The 14,576-nt window shown below is 75.6% G+C and carries 11 protein-coding genes; 4 read left to right on the top strand and 7 right to left on the bottom strand.

The genetic code is table 11. The features are described from left to right. Positions 1–12: 12 nt before the first annotated feature. From WMF22_RS20295 to WMF22_RS20285, 3 genes are read right to left on the bottom strand one after another with little or no spacing between them, the layout of a single operon-like run. Positions 13–1,125, bottom strand: coding sequence for an ABC transporter permease (locus tag WMF22_RS20295; RefSeq protein WP_437300697.1), 1,113 nt, complete (start codon positions 1,123–1,125; stop codon positions 13–15). Then, entirely contained in the window at positions 1,122–3,812 is a 2,691-nt protein-coding gene (locus WMF22_RS20290) for an ABC transporter substrate-binding protein (RefSeq protein WP_438036756.1), read from the bottom strand. The genes WMF22_RS20295 and WMF22_RS20290 overlap by 4 nt, the downstream gene beginning before the upstream one ends. Continuing rightward, positions 3,809–4,600: an alpha/beta fold hydrolase gene (locus WMF22_RS20285; RefSeq protein WP_437300695.1), complete on the bottom strand. Its 792-nt coding sequence runs from the start codon at positions 4,598–4,600 to the stop codon at positions 3,809–3,811. Before WMF22_RS20285 ends, WMF22_RS20290 begins: the two co-directional genes overlap by 4 nt. 476 nt (positions 4,601–5,076) lie before the next feature. On the opposite strand from WMF22_RS20285, the gene WMF22_RS20280 reads away from it, so the two are divergent. Then, positions 5,077–5,574 (top strand): MerR family transcriptional regulator, encoded by a 498-nt coding sequence (locus WMF22_RS20280; RefSeq protein ID WP_438036755.1) that lies wholly within the window; start codon positions 5,077–5,079, stop codon positions 5,572–5,574. Positions 5,575–5,816: 242 nt separating this feature from the next. Then, a complete protein-coding gene (locus WMF22_RS20275; RefSeq protein WP_438036754.1) occupies positions 5,817–6,590 on the top strand; it encodes a sigma factor-like helix-turn-helix DNA-binding protein in 774 nt (257 codons plus the stop codon). Here the strand turns inward: WMF22_RS20275 and WMF22_RS20270 are convergent, their stop codons facing one another. From WMF22_RS20270 to WMF22_RS20260, 3 genes are read right to left on the bottom strand one after another with little or no spacing between them, the layout of a single operon-like run. After that, a complete protein-coding gene (locus WMF22_RS20270; RefSeq protein WP_438036753.1) occupies positions 6,591–9,095 on the bottom strand; it encodes a hypothetical protein in 2,505 nt (834 codons plus the stop codon). It abuts the gene before it with no gap. Further along, on the bottom strand, positions 9,083–9,955 hold the full coding sequence (locus WMF22_RS20265) for a hypothetical protein (protein ID WP_437300691.1): 873 nt from the start codon (positions 9,953–9,955) through the stop codon (positions 9,083–9,085). Before WMF22_RS20265 ends, WMF22_RS20270 begins: the two co-directional genes overlap by 13 nt. Before the next feature lie 60 nt (positions 9,956–10,015). After that, the gene (locus WMF22_RS20260; RefSeq protein ID WP_437300690.1) at positions 10,016–10,657 is read right to left on the bottom strand and encodes an RNA polymerase sigma factor; all 642 of its coding nucleotides are present in this window, start codon (positions 10,655–10,657) and stop codon (positions 10,016–10,018) included. Between the two features lie 325 nt (positions 10,658–10,982). On the opposite strand from WMF22_RS20260, the gene WMF22_RS20255 reads away from it, so the two are divergent. Next, positions 10,983–11,534 (top strand): hypothetical protein, encoded by a 552-nt coding sequence (locus WMF22_RS20255; RefSeq protein ID WP_437300689.1) that lies wholly within the window; start codon positions 10,983–10,985, stop codon positions 11,532–11,534. 200 nt (positions 11,535–11,734) lie between these two features. Further along, positions 11,735–12,094, top strand: a complete 360-nt coding sequence (locus WMF22_RS20250; protein WP_437301582.1) for a septal ring lytic transglycosylase RlpA family protein — start codon at positions 11,735–11,737, stop codon at positions 12,092–12,094. Positions 12,095–12,109: 15 nt separating this feature from the next. Here WMF22_RS20250 and WMF22_RS20245 read toward each other — a convergent pair whose 3' ends face one another. Further along, complete coding sequence (locus tag WMF22_RS20245) at positions 12,110–14,536, bottom strand: PQQ-binding-like beta-propeller repeat protein (RefSeq protein WP_437300688.1); 2,427 nt, start codon at positions 14,534–14,536, stop codon at positions 12,110–12,112. Between the last annotated feature and the right edge of the window lie 40 nt (positions 14,537–14,576).

The raw sequence follows: 14,576 nt of genomic DNA, 5'->3' as shown, positions 1-14,576 counted from the left end.
TGCGGTCCGCGCTCAGCGCGACCGCGACCTGAGCCGGGGATCGAGGGCCAGGGCCGCCACGTCGAGCGCCACGGTGGCGAGCACGATGGCGGCCGCGGAGAAGAGCACCGTCCCGACGATGAGCGGGCCGTCCCGGTTCTGGAGCGCCTCGACCGCCATGCTCCCGACGCCGGGCCAGCGGAAGAGCTTCTCCGTGACGATCGCGCCGCCCGCCAGCGCCCCGAGGTCGAGCGCGGCGAGCGTGGCGAGCGGCAAGAGCGCGTTGCGCAGCGCATGGACGACGAGCGCGCGCAGGCGAGAGGCGCCCTTGGCCCGCGCGGTGCGGATGAAGTCCTGGCGGAGCAGCGTCCGGAGCTCCTCGCGGACGATGCGCGCGTAGAGGGCGCTGCCGAACACGCCGAGCGTCAGCGCCGGCAGGACGAGGGAGCGCAGGTGATCGGCCGCCGTGGCGCCGTACCCGTCGTACGGCAGGAGCCGGAGCTTGTAAGCGAGCACGTACTGGAGCGCGGGGCCGATCACGAAGGTCGGCGCGCTCGCGCCGAGCAACGTGGCGCCGAGCGCCGCGTCCTCCCAGGCCGTCCCGCGGCGGACCGCCGCGACGATCCCGAGCGAGAGGCCGAGCAGGAGCTGCACCAGCAGGGCGGCCAGCGCGAGCTCGACGGAGCGCGGCACCTTCGCCTCGAGCAGATCCACGACCGGCTTGCGGTAATGGAAGCTGTAGCCGAGGTCGACGTGCAGGCCGAGCGGCCCCGCCGCGCAGCTGCGGTGCTCCGGATCGGCGCGCGCGCCCGCGTGGGCGGCAGGGGCGCCGCCGTCGCCGCCCCCCGCGGGGCCGAGGTGGACGAGCCGCCGGACGAACCGCGCGAACTGCACGGGGACCGGGCGATCGAGCCCGTGGATGGCCCGCGCGCGCTCGAGGTCCGCCGCCGAGGCCTGCGGTCCGACGAGCATCCGCGCGGCGTCTCCCGGGAGGAGGTACGTTATCCCGAACGAGACGGCGGTGACCCCCGCGATGACGATCGCGGCCCAGCCGAGGCGCCGGAGCAGGCGCGCGAGCGCGGAGCCCACCGCGGAGGCGCGGCCCGGGCGGGGCGTGGAGGCACGGCGCGCGGGCGGGGTGCTCATCGGGGGAGGACCGCGCGCGCGAGCAGCGCGCGGAGCGGCGTGGCGGTTCGTGGCGCGGCCGCGCGCGGCCCTCCGCCGGCCCCGGGCCGCGCCGACGGGTCGAGCCAGACCTCGTGCAAGCGCGACGTGAGCGCGGCGGCGCCCTCGTGGCCGCGCACGTAGGGGTGCCAGAGCTCGAGCTGCCGCGCCGTGTACGTGGGCACCCACGGCGCGCGATCGCGGACGATGCGCTCGGCGCGGTCGTACAGCGCGAGGCGCCGCGCGCGATCCTGCTCGGCGTGGGCGGCGTCGAGCGTGCGATCGAGCTCCTCGTCGCTGAAGAAGGCGTAGTTCTGCGAGCCCTCGTCGCGGATGGCGCGCGTGGAGAGCGTCGGCTCGAAGACGCTCGCCGGGTCGGGGAAATCGGCCTGCCACCCGACCCAGCCCATGGGGACGGCGCGGCGCCGCGAGGCCTCGGCGAGGTAGGTCGCCCAGCTGACGAGCCGCAGGCGGACGCGGAGGCCGATCCTGGCGAGCTGCTGCTGGACGATCTCGCCGATCGCCTGCTCCAGCGTGTCCGGGACCGCGATGTAGTCGATGACGCCCGGGTAGCCGCCCCTCCCGGTCGCCGGGTCGTACGGGTAGCCGGCCGCGGCCATCTGCTCGAGCGCCCGCGGGAGGTCGTGCTGCCGCATCGGCGCGTCGCGCGGGGGGCCCGGGATCGACGGCGGCAGCACCCGGTCGAGCGCGAGCAGATCGGGGCGCACCTTCTCGAGCACGGTCGGGTCGAGGGCGAACGCGACGGCGCGCCGGACGGCGAGCTTGTCGAACGGCGCGAGCTCGGTGTTGAGGAAGACGGCGTTGGTCCTGTCCCGCGTCACCCAGCGCCTCTGCCCCTCCCACCCGGGCGCGGCGCGGTAGGCCGCCGCGTCGATCGCGGTCAGATCGCGCAGGACGTCGAGCTCGCCCTCCTCGAACTTGTAGCGCTGGGTCGTCGCGCGCACGCCGGTCTGCCACGCGATGGCGTCGAGGTACGGCAGGCCCGGGCGGAAGTACCCCTCGTGGCGGGCGAGCCCGATGCTGCCGTCCTGGTCCCACCGCGCGACGCGGAACGGGCCGGCGCCGCACGGCGGCGGCGGGCTCGCCGCGTCGACCGCGGCCCCGGACGAGGGGCACACCGGCGCCATGAACGCGAGCGTCATGAGGGGCAGGAACGTCGCGTCCGGCGCGCGCAGATCGATCGCGACGGCGTGATCGCCGAGCACCCGCACGCCGGCGAGGTGCGGCGCCGCGCCCGCGTGGTACGCGGCGAAGCCCTCGATCATGTCGTACTGGCTCGCGCCCGGGCTCGGCGTCCTCGGGTGGAGCGTCCGCTCGATCGACCGCTTCACGTCGGCGGCGCGGAGCTCCGCGCCGTCGTGGAACCGCACGCCCTCGCGCAGCGTGAAGACGTACGTCCGCCCGCCGCGCTCCACCTCGATCGCGCGCGCGAGATCGGGCGTGATGCGGCCGCCCTGGTCCCACGTGACGAGGCGGGCGAAGACGAGCTCCGCGACGGTGCTCGAGAGCTCGTCGTAGGCGATCGCCGGATCGAGCGCGCGCGCGTTGACCGTCGTCGCGAGGCGCAGCGTCCCGCCGCGCACGGGCGCGCCGGGCGCCGGCTCGCCGCCGAGGGGCGCGCGGACGCCGCCCGCCGAGCCGCCCGAGAGCAGGAGCAGCGCCGCGCCCGCGACGAGCAGATCGACCGGCAGGCGACGGCCGCGCGGGAGCGACGCGCCGGCCGGATCGAGCGCGTCGCGGAGCCCCTCGCTCGCGCGGTGGAAGCCGAGCACGGCGAGCACGATGGCGAAGCCCGGCGCGGCCACAAGGAGCGGCCTTACCCCGAGGTACGGCTCGGCCTCGTGCAGCATGCGGCCCCAGGTCGCGGTCGGCGGCTGCGCGCCGACGCCCAGGTAGCCGAGGGCGGCCTCGGCGAGGATCATCTGCCCGGCGCTGATGGTCGCGAGCGCGAGCAGCGTCCCGCCCACGTTCGGCAGGACGTGCCGCCGGACGATGTGCAGCGGCCCCGCGCCGAGCGCGCGCGCCGAGGCCACGAAATCGCGCTGCGCGAGCTCCGCCGTCTTGGCCCGGACGACCCGCGCCGCCCCGGTCCACCCCGTGAGGCCGAGCACGAGCAGGATCGTCCCCACGTCCGCGCGCCCCACGGCGACGCCGATCGCGGTCACGAACAGGAGGTACGGCAGGGCGAGGATCACGTCGACGAGCCGCATGAGCGCGCCGTCGAGCGCGTCCGCCCGCGTGCCGGCGGCCATGCCGGCCGTGACGCCGACGAGCGCGCCGAGCCCCGTGGCGAGGGCCGTGGACGAGAGCGCGACGGCGAGCGAGAGCCGCGCGCCGTGCGCGAGGCGCGCGAGCAGGTCGCGGAAGAGCGGGTCCGTCCCGAGCCAGTGGGCGGCCGACGGCCCGGGCGGCGCGCCGGAGGCGTCGCGGGCCAGGGTGAAGTCGCTCGCGTTCGGGTCGTGGGGGATGACGGCCGGCCCCACCGCGGCGAACAGCGAGAGCAGCGCGACGATCCCGAGGCCGAGCAGCGCCGAGCGGTCCGCGAGGAACCGCCGCGCCGCGTCCTCGCCGAGGACGGCGCGCCCCGCGCGCCCGGCCGCTCGCGCCGCGCCGCGCGAGAGCCGAGCCCAGCGCGCCGCCGCCGTCACCGCTTCCCTTCGAGGAACTGCGTCACGAGCGCGACGAACTCCCCCGGCCGCTCCTCGTGGGGCGAGTGCCCGGCGTCCATGATCTCGAGCATCGCGCCGGAGATCTCGCGGGCGAGCCGCTGCGCGCTCGCCGCCGGGAAGATGCGATCGTCGCGCCCCCACACGACGAGGGTCGGCGCCGTGATCCGGGTGAGGCGCGCGACGACGGGGCGCGCGTCGAGCACCGCGCGCAGCACCGCGTGCGCGCTCTCGCGCGCCGACGGGGCGTTGAAGAGATCGTAGTGCCGGTCGACGCGCGACAGCGGCACGGCCGCGTCCGCCCGGAACACGTCGTCGCGGAAGTACGACCGGAACGTGCCGCGGCCGTGGAGCTGCTTGAAGACGATGCCGCCCACGACCGGCAGGAGCGGGAGCTTCATCTTGAAGCTCATCGGGAACGGGTAACAGAGCGCGTCCTCCAGGACGAGCCGCTGCACGAGCTCCGGGTGGTTGGCGGCCAGCGTGATCGCGACGGCGGCGCCCATCGCGTGGCCGACGAGGTGCGCGCGGCCGACGCCGAAGGCGGCGATGAGGTCGGCCACGGCCTCGGAGAACGTCTCGATGCCGTAAGCGTACCGCGCCGGGCTCGGCTTCTCGCTCTCGCCGAAGCCCGGCAGGTCCGGGGCGATGACGTGGAACCGCTGGGCCAGCGTGTCGATCACGTCATCGAACTCCAGGTGGCTGACGAGGAAGCTGTGGATCAGCAAGAGCGCCGGGCCGTTGCCCGCGCCGGCGACCAGGACCCGCATCCTGACCCCCCGGGCGGTGACGTCCCTGATGACGCGTTCGACGGGTCGGGGGGCGGCGGGCGAAGCCGAGCTCCGACCCTCGCTGGCGAGGGCCTTGGCCATGGTGGCGGCGAGACTATCAGCCCTTTTGTCTGAAAGGACCGATGTGTGTCAGGGTACGGGGCATGCCGCTCCACGAGCCCCGCTGGGTGTCGGGCGCCCCCCTGCTCGCACCCATTGCACCGTGCGTCGCTTTTTTCCCATCCCGGCCCCCGACCCGCGTCGAGCCGGGCGGGCCGACGCGTCGCTCCGACGGACGAAAAATGTCCGAGGTACGTCAAGAACCCCGGCAAAGCACCGCGTCTCGCGACAGCCACACAATAATCGTAGTCGCGTCAATTGACTGTATTCCATTCAGTGGAATAGAGTCGCCCGCGTCGGTTGGGTAGGGCCTCCGGCAATCGATGGGAGGACCGGTGCAGAGGATCCCTGAGGAGGTGCTTGATCGCATCGAGCGGGAGCACGCCCAGGGGATCACATCGAGCGATATCCTCGAGCTGTTCGCGGCTCATGGCATCAAGTTCAGCGAGGCGACGCTCCGGAAGTATGTGCAGCTCGGCTTGCTCCCGCGCAGCGTGCGGGTGGGGCGCAAGGGCAAGCACCAGGGCTCGCAGGGGATGTATCCGGCCACGGTAGTCCGCCAGGTTCAGCGCATCAAAGAGATGATGGCCCAGGACTACACCATCGAAGAGATCCAGCGTGAATTCCTGTTCGTGAGAGGTGATATCGAGGAGCTCGAGCGCACGATGACCAAGGTCTTCAATGCGCTCAGGGATGCCGCCAAAGAGAGGCGGAGCGAGACGAGCGGCAGGGCGATAGCCCAGGACCTCGCGAGCGCGGAGTCGCTCGCGCGGGAGCTCGTCGCCAAGCTGGCGTTGATAGAAGAGCGCTTGATGGCGCAAGCGCGGCTCACGAAACAGGCGGCTTCCTCTTGAGGGGCCGAGTCGCGGGGCTTTCGTCGTCGTGAAGTACATGGGGCCGCGGGCGCGGCCCCGCCTGGGTTTGATGCGATCGACGGGACGGGCAACGGCTCGTTTCGTCGCGATTTTTTAGGGACGGCATCCGGCTTTACGTCGGGCTTAAGGAGCGGATCCCTCTGCGCTCGAGCTGGGACTCGGACGTACGGGGAGAGACGCGCGCGCTTGAGAGCGGAGACGCTACCAAACGGAGGCAGCGCATGGCGACGGTGTCTGACAGCGAGCTCGAGATCTTCGGCCTGGACGGTGCGGATGCGGTGGAGGGCGATCGCGGCCCAGCGGGCTCGACGGAGCCCGTCGTGGAGGGCGCGCTCGCGCTCCAGGCCGACCCCGCGGAGTCGGGGAACGCCATCACGCGCGAGCAGCGCAGATCGCGGCGGAAGCGCGAGATCCGGGCGCGGACGATCAGCGTCAAGCGCATGACCAAGCGCGAGCTCGAGATCGGCCGGATGCTCTACCCCGAGACCGACTACTACAAGCCGCGGGCCCGCGCCGAGTGCGTCGACGGTCCGAGGCCGTGCCCGTACGTCTCGTGCCAGCACCACCTCTATCTCGACGTCTCCGCCAGGACGGGCGCCATCAAGCTGAACTTCCCCGATCTCGAGGTCTGGGACATGAACGAGACGTGCGCGCTCGACGTCGCGGATCGCGGCGGCACGACGCTCGAGGACGTCGGGGCGATCATGAACCTGACCCGCGAGCGGATCCGCCAGGTCGAGGTCAAGGCGCTCGCGAAGCTGGAGGCGCTGAAGGACATGATGGCGCTGCGCGATTACGTCGACGAGGGTCCGGTCGGCAAGCGCCGGCTCCCCGTGCTGACCCAGCCGGACGACGAGGACGAGGACGAGGTCGACGAGAACGATGACGAGGCCACGGGCGCGGACAGCGACGCCGACGACGAGGGCCCCGAGGCGACCCGCGCCGGGCGGCCGGCCGAGCTAGAGGACGCCGGCGACTTCGACGGCGGGGAGTGATCAGTCGGGCCGGGCCTCGACGGTCACCATAGCGTCCGCGCCGAGCGCGCCCGCCAGGAAGGCGCGCCACGCGGCCAGCGTGATCTTCGCGGCGGCCGCGCGGGAGGGGCGGCCGTTGAACAGGTGGATGAGCCGGCGCCTGGGCTCCGCGAGCGCGTCGCGCTCCCGCCGGGCGAGGTGGGCCTCGGCGCGGCCGAGATCGGCGTCGGTCACCCGCTGCGCCAGGCCGGCGAGGAGCTCCTTCACGCGGGCCGATGCCTCGCTCAGCTCGCCGGCCTCGGCCCTGATCTCGACGGCGAGCGCCGCCGCGCGTGTCCCGCCGAGGACGCGCGCGCTCGCGCGGGCCGCGAGCGGCCGCTTCGTCGGCGCCGCGCTGGCTGGCGCCGGGGACGCCGTGCTCGCCGCGGGAGAGAGCGCGGCCGCGAGCAGCCCGCCTTCGCCGTTGAGGGCGAAGGCCGTGAGCTCCGCGAGCTCGCGCGCCGTGGGAGAGGCCTCGCGCGCCGCAGGGAGCCGCGCGCCGACGACGGCCTGCGACAGGGCCGCCCCGGCCGGCAGGCGGGCGTCGTGGTGACCGAGCCGGGGCACCACCGCGCCGTCCGGTGAGCCGCACCCGCGCGGGGTGAGCCGCGGCGCGAGCCAGCGCTCGGCGGCCTCCGCCGCGGCGGCCGCCTGGGAGGCGTCGGCGTTCGCGAGGACGGCGAGCCGGAGCGGGCCGGTCGCGAGGGCCTGCCAGCGGAGCTGCACGGTCTCGAGCGCGCCGCTCGCCACCCGGTCCCAGACGCCGAACGGCTCGATCCAGGACGGGTGGTCGGGCGCGATCGCGGAGGCGAAGGCCTCGAGCGCCGCGGCCCGCCCCCCGGAGAGGTGCTCCAGGTGCTGGAGCGCCGCGGCGCGCGCCAGCGTGAGCGCCTCGGGGCCGGGCGTGGTCGCCGCGACCGTGCGCGCGGCGGCGTTCGCCACGCGGCGCCCGAGCTCGGCCGGGGTCTCGCGCTCGTCGCGGAACGGCGCGTGCGCGATCACGCCGACGGCATCCGCCGTGACCCACGGCTCGATCGTGACGTCGAGCTCGCGCCGCCGGGTCTGCACGGCGGCGAGCGCGGCGAGCGCCGTCGCGCCGGCGTCGTACAGCCCTTCCTCGGCGACGCCGCACGGGCTCCCGAGCAGGACCCAGACCTCGCCTTGCCCGCGCTCGACGAGCGCCCGCCGCTCCAGGGAGGGCTGGGCTCCCGGCGCGAGCGCGCGCGAGAGCTCGGCCTCGAAGCGCCGGGCGCCGGCCTCGCCCGGCGCCGCGGGCTTCGGCGGGTCGGCGCTCGGAGGGAGGCCGAGCGCCGTCGCCCACCGCTCCGGCGGCGCGCCCAGGGCGCTCCCCGAGAGCGCCCACCACGAGGCGCGCGCGCCGGCGTCGCGAGGGTCCTGCGCGGTGAGGACCTGACGCGTGGCGACGTCGGGGTTCGACGGCGCCGAGAGGCCGCGGCGGATCTCCTGCCGCGCCACCGCGGCCGCGAGCGCCGCCGAGGCCTCGACGGGCGGGGCCGTGGGCAGATCGGCGGCCTCGATGGTCACGCTCACGCAGCCGCCGCGCGGGCGGGCGACGCCGAGCACCTCGACGGCGCGAAACGGGGAGGGGAGCGCCGAGAGCCGCGCGCGCAGCGGGGACCCAGGCGCGCCGAGCCGCTCCGCCGCGGCGACGGCCGCCTGGGGGCTCGCGACGCGCGCGGCCACGGTCACCCGGGCGGCGCGCCGCCCGAGCTGGTTCGTCGTGTACACGCCGACCGTGTCCGCCGCCGGCCAGGGGTCCGCGGGCGGGCCGCCCGCCGGCCAGGCGTCGATGTCCTCCGCCGCGCGCGCCGCCTCCTCGCAGAACGCGGCCGGGCCGACGGCGGCGATCGAGGTGCGCCCGGCGTGAAGCGCCGCGGCGCGCCACCCCTCGAGCTCCCGCGCGCCCGCGGGCGTCGCCAGATCGACGACGGGCTCGGCGCCCGCGAGGCCCAGCTGGCCGGTGCAGGCCGCGATCGGCGAGAGCTCCGGCGCGTCGAGCGGGCTCGATCGGAGCGCCTGCGTCCGCTCCGCGGCCCGGGCGACCTCCGGGCTGCCCGCCGCGATGGGCTGCGCGAACGCCGCCGACAGCGCGCGCAGGAACGGCGCGACGCGCGCCGCGTCCCTGACGAGCAGGCGCACGCGGAAGGCGCCGCGGTCGATGCGCGCGTCCACGTCGAAGCCGGCGGCGAGCAGGCGCGCCTCGACCACGCTGGCGAGCGCCGTCGTCGCGACCGAGCCGAGATCGGTCGCGACCGAGACGACGAGCGCGGGCGCGGGATCGCCGTCGCGCGAGACGAGCGCGAGCCGCGGCCGGGCGTCGAGGTGGCGCACCTCGATGCGCCCGACGCTGCCCTCGGGCGTCGAGGCGAGGGCGTGCCCCGGCGCCGACGGGCCGCCGGGCGCCGCGCCCTGGCAGGCCGCGAGCAGGACGAGCGGAGAGAGGAGCGCGGGCCTCAGGGAGCGCATGCGTCGTCGGAGGGCAGGGGCGCGCCTTCCAGCTGGAAATCGGCCGGGCAACGCGGGGCGATCTTGAAGCCGTAGAAGTAGGTGAGCACGCCGGTGACGGACCGGAAGGAGGCGCCGTCCGCGAGCGGCGGCCCCTCGCGCTCGAGATCGTAGAGCTCGTTCGAGAGGCGCGGGACGTCGGCGGGGCGCACGCCGGCCCCGACGTCGATCGACGCCGCGTAGCGGCCGTCGCGGCTCGAGGGGGCGCCGGCGATCCTGACGCCCTCGATCCGCACGAGCATGCCGATGTACGGGCGCGCCGACGCGTAGCCCCTCAGGTCGTCGAGCGGCACGCGGATCGGGACGGCGGGGCGGTCCTCGAAGCGGAAGCTCATGGTCCCGCCGAGCTCGGGCAAGGTGCGGCATCCGCCGAAGCGGCCGGCGGAGGGGCCGAGGAACTCGGTGAGCTCGCCGAGCACGTCGACGACGTCGCCCGGGATGAGCCGCAGATCCGGCGGGTCGAACGCGGGCTGGAAGACCGTCATCCCCGAGTAGGGGACCGGCTCGTCGGCGCTGTCTTGCACGTAGTGGTTGCCGCGCGCGCCCTCGCCGGTCTCGTCGAAGCTGTCGATGGCGACGAGGGTGGCGCCGGTGACGTGGGCGCGGCGAGCGGGCGGCGCGGCGCAGCGCCGGCTCTCTTCGTCCTCCGGGTCGAGCCACCCGGCGTCGCCGACGATCTCGGCGACGCGCGCGCCGCCGCCGCGCTCGTCGGCGAGGGGGATCGCGGGGGCGTCTCCGCCGCCGCCGCCGCACGCGCCGAGCAGCGGGGCGGCGGCCGCGATGAGCGGGAGCGCGGAGGAGGTGCGGGGCGGGCGAGCCATCCTCCCCGGCTCATACCACAGGGCCGACGGCCGCCGAGCCCCCTTCGCGGGAGGGAAACGTCACGCCGCGAGGCTGACGCTGGACAGCATCGCCTCCAGGCGGCTCTGGATCTTGTGGCGCTTCGAGTACACCGTCTTCACGCTGATCCCCATCCGCGCCGCGATCTGCTCCGGGGGCAGGCCCTCGGCGAAGTAGAGCGCGACGAACTCGCGGTCCTTGCTGGAGAAGGCGTGGAGCACCCGCCCCACGATCGCGGCGCGCTCGCGGCGCTCGGCCTGCTCCTGCGGCGAGGGGCGCTCGCAGGGCAGCTCGACCGCCGCGTCGTCGAGCGGGGCACAGCGCGGCGCGCGCCTCCTCGAGCGCAGATGGTCGTACGCGCAGTGGACGGCGAGCGTGCCGATCCAGGAGCTCAGCCGCGCGCCGCGGCCTGCGTCGAAGGTCCTCAGCTTGCGCATGTCGTTCGAGAGCAGCTGCACGAGCAGCGTCGCGTGGATGTCGCGGATGTCGTCCTGCGCGACCACAGCGGAGAAGCGGGCGATCACGCCGCTGATGCAGCGGTGGACGAGCCGATCGTAGCGAGCGTGGAAGGCGCGCCAGGCGCGCTCGTCCCCCGCGATCATCGCCTCCACCAGCGCACCTTCGGCGAGCTCGCCGAGGTCTTCGGAGCGTCGGTCGTCGCAGAGAAGCAAGTCGTTGGGCATGCCTGGCTCCTGTGCACCCGACGTGCCAGCGAGGACCGATGCGCGGGGGCGTCGCGGCGCTGCGCGGCGTCCTCGCCCGGCGGCGGCCGTCGTCGCGCGATCTTCCGTGATCTTCCGCGGAGCGCCGGCGCGGCGCGCGATCTCCGGCGCCGCGGAGCTCGGGCGACGAGCGCGCGTCGCAGGGGTCATCGCAGCGGCGGCGGGTCGTCGCGGACCTGCGCGTGCCCGGCGCGCTGTTAACGCGGGTTCACGCGCCCGGCGCCGATCTGGAGACCCCGCGCGCATCGGCTCGGCGCGCGGGCCTGTTTCGGGTTATGGACGGATCGTGCTCTCCGGTCGTGCCCTGGCCCTCGCGGTCCTCGCGTGGTCGTTCCTCAAGGTTACCGTGCGCCGTCTCTTCGACGACGGTCCGAGCGGGCTCGCGCTCTTCCGCGAGAACTACGACGCCGATGGCCTGCCGCCGCTCTCGCCCGCCGAGCGCGCGGCCTTGCCCCGCTTCTCCCGCTGCATCGCGTGCGGGCGCTGCGATCTCGGGGAGGCCGAGCGCATCGCGGCCTCCAGGGGGGCCTACCGCGGCCTCATGACCGTGGTCCTCGCGTCGTCGCGGAGCATGCCGGACTTCGACGCCGCGGCGCTCGCGCTCGCGCACGTGCCGGAGGAGGTGCTCGCCGAGAAGGAGAGGATCTGCCCGACCGGCGTGCCGTTCCGCGCGCTGGCCGGGTTCGTGCGGGCCAAGGCCAGGCCCCAGGCGGCGCCGTCCGCGGACGGGGCGGGGAGCGGCGAGCCCTCGGCCCTGGCCCTCGTCGCCGCGGTGGCCTCGCCCGCGGCCGACCTCGACCCCTCGTCGGCCGATCGCGCCGCGCCCGAGGCGACGTGATGACGCCCCGTGGACGCCGCGGCGCGGCGAGGACGCTCGCCTTCCTCCTCCTCTCTTTCACCCCCGCCTGCTCCGCTCACCAGCCTGCAGCGCCCCGCACGGGCGCCGACGCGCCGATCGCGCGCGGCGTCGCGCCGAGCACCCCGCCGGCGCTCCCGCGGCCCCAGGCCGAGGGCGACGATCCGGACGACACCGACGGCATCTCCACGCCGCTCGCGCCCGCGAGCGCGCGGAGCGCGGCGAAGGGGACGCCGATCCAGCACGGGCGCGCCACCTACTACGCCGACAAGTTCACCGGCCGCCGCACCGCGAGCGGCGAGCGCTACAACCCGCGCGCGCTCACGGCCGCGCACCGGACGCTGCCCTTCGGCGCCGTGGTCGACGTGGTCCGCCGGGACGGCCGCCGCGTGCGCGTGCGGATCAACGACCGCGGCCCGTTCAAGCGCGGAAGGATCATCGATCTCTCGCGCAAGGCCGCCGAGCGGATCGGGCTCATCCAGGACGGCGTCACCCAGGTGACGCTGGAGCTCATCTGGAAGCCGGCGCGGCGGCCGCGCTGACGCGCGCCGCCGCGGCTACTGGACGAGGCTGAGCCGCGGGGCCGCGGCGAAGGCCGCGAGGTGGCCGCTCTCCTCGGCCACGTAGACGTCGCACCGCTCGTCCACCCGCAGGAGATCCGGGATGAGGTCCGTCGGCACCTTGCCGAGCAGCGCGCCGTCGCGCGGCCGGACGACGTGCACCTCGCTCTGCGGCACGAACAGCGCGCCCGAGCGGAGCACCGGCTCGAGGCGCCGCGGCCTGTCGCCCTCGACGCCGCCCGCGATGACGTGCCGGTACCGGACCGCGCCGTCGTGCGCGCCGACCCCGACGATCTCGCCTGCCTCGCTGTTCACGACGACCACATCGTCCACCATGAGGCACGAGGCCGTCGCCGCGCACGCGGTCAGCTCGAAGCGCGTCGCCCCGGTGCGGCGATCGAGCCCCACGAGCCCCGTGCCGCGCCGCCCGTGGGTCACCACGCACACCGTCTCGGGCCCGAGCAGCGGCGCGCCGACCGGCGCCACGTGCTTCGGCAGATCGACCGTCCACCGCGCCTCGCCGGACCACGGGTCGAGGTGGTGCAGCCGCGCCCCGCCGCGGCCGACGAAGGCGCCGTCGCCCGCCAGCGCGAAGAGCGCGTCGTGATCGACCGCCACCGGCGACGCGAACGGGAGCCGGTCGCAGAAGCGCCACACGACCTCGCCGCTCAGCACGTCGAGCGCCGCGAGGGCCGGCTCGCCGCTGCCCACGAGGACGAGCTTGCCCGCGCGGCGGAGCCGGAAGTTCTCGCCGCGCCGCGCGGCGTAGCGCCAGCGCACCTCGCCGGAGTAGAGGTCCACGGCCGCGAGGTGGCGCGTCCCCTCGCTCACGATGAGCATCCGCGGCAGCCCGGGGGCGCTCACCACCGCGCCCGAGGCGTTCGCGCCCACGCGCGGCGAGAGCCGCGTCGACCAGGCGACCTCGCCGCTCGACAGATCGTGCAGCTGCAGCGTGCCGTCGGGCAGGAGCCGCCCGAGGCCGACCGGCGTCATCACCGAGACCGCGCGCGGCGCGGGCTTGCGCCACAGGCACTCGCCGGTGCGCCGATCGATGCACGTCAGCTCGCGCGTCGAGCCCACCACCAGCACGTCGCCGCAGAGGAAGGTGGCGCGGAGATCGAGCGACGGGATCGCCGCGATCCACCGGGCCGTGAAGCGCAGGCGCGTCCTCCCGAACGTGTCCTCGGCGGCGGCCTGCGGGCGCGCCGCCGCCGCGAAGGCGCGGTACGTCTCCGGGGCCACGTTGATCTTCGCGTCGTTGCGCGTGAGCTCGCGGAGCCGCTCGGCGAGCTCGCGGACGCGCGCCCGGAACTCGAACAGGCGCAGGTTCGACGTCTGCCCGCGATCGCGGCGCACCAGGCTGCGCGCGAGCGCCCGCCCGAACGCGACGACGCCCTGGGCGAGCGCCGCCACGTCGACGGCCGGGAAGGTCCAGGTCTGCGCCCGCTCCTCGGCGGCCGCGAACGAGGGTACGCGGCCAGCGCCGGGCGCGCGGGGATCCGCGGAGGGGACGCGGCCCACGCGGGGCACGCCGAGCGTGAGCGACAGCGCCCCCTCGCTGTGCAGCCGGACGCCGAGGATCGCGCCGCCGACGGTCAGCCGCCGGTGGTAGGGCTGGCGCCGCGCCCACGCGTCGAGCGACTCGAGCGACAGCGACGCGAGCTGCTCGGCGAACGGGAAGACGAAGACGTCGGGCAGCTCCCGCGCCTCCTCGCCCACGAGCACGCGGATCTTGCCCCGGAAGAGGAGCGAGAAGAGGTCGGCCCGGAGCACGGCCGGCTGCGTGAGCGCCGCGCCCTGCGACGTGCGCAGGAGCGCCTCGGCCGCGATGGCGATCGGGATCTCGCCGGTCGGCTCGACGCCCACGATCGCGGGCTCTCCCCCCGCCTCGTCGGGCGAGAACGGCAGGGAGGCCGCGAGGCACCGCCGCGCGGCCGGGAGCCGCTGCTCGCCGAGCCCGCCGAGATCCGCGTCGTTGTCGGCGAAGGCGGCGTCGCGGCGCGCGCCCGGGCCCCTGCGCGAGGCGAGCCGGTCGATGGCCGCGAGGAGGCGCGCGCAGAGCGCTTCGCCGTCGAAGCGCCGCTCGTGCAGGGCGACCTCGGGCACGTCCCCGCCCTGGAAGACGGTGACGAGGAGGTCGCGGCCCACGCGCTCCAGCCCGAGCTCCCAGGGGTCGGGCTCGAGGCACAGGCGCACGACCGCGCGCGCGCGGCGTCCGGAGGCGAGCTCCGCCGCGGCCTCGGCGAGCTCGCAGAGCAGCGGCAGCGCCTCGGCCTCGGCGCGTAGCGGCAGCGCCGCTCCATCGAGCGGAGGAGACGCGTTGCGCGCCCCCTCCAGGACGAAGTCGAGCACATCGTGCAGCGACGTGCGCTCGGGCTCCGGTGAGCAACGGGTGTTGTCGGCGACAAGTGACAGTCCGGGCATCCGCCGACGGATGCTAGGCAGCGCGCGGCCCTATCCTAAG

Origin of the sequence: Sorangium sp. So ce204, assembly GCF_051526795.1 — a bacterium.
In the GTDB taxonomy this organism is placed as follows: domain Bacteria; phylum Myxococcota_A; class Polyangia; order Polyangiales; family Polyangiaceae; genus Sorangium; species Sorangium cellulosum_B.
This window is presented reverse-complemented; position numbering and strand designations above follow the sequence as displayed.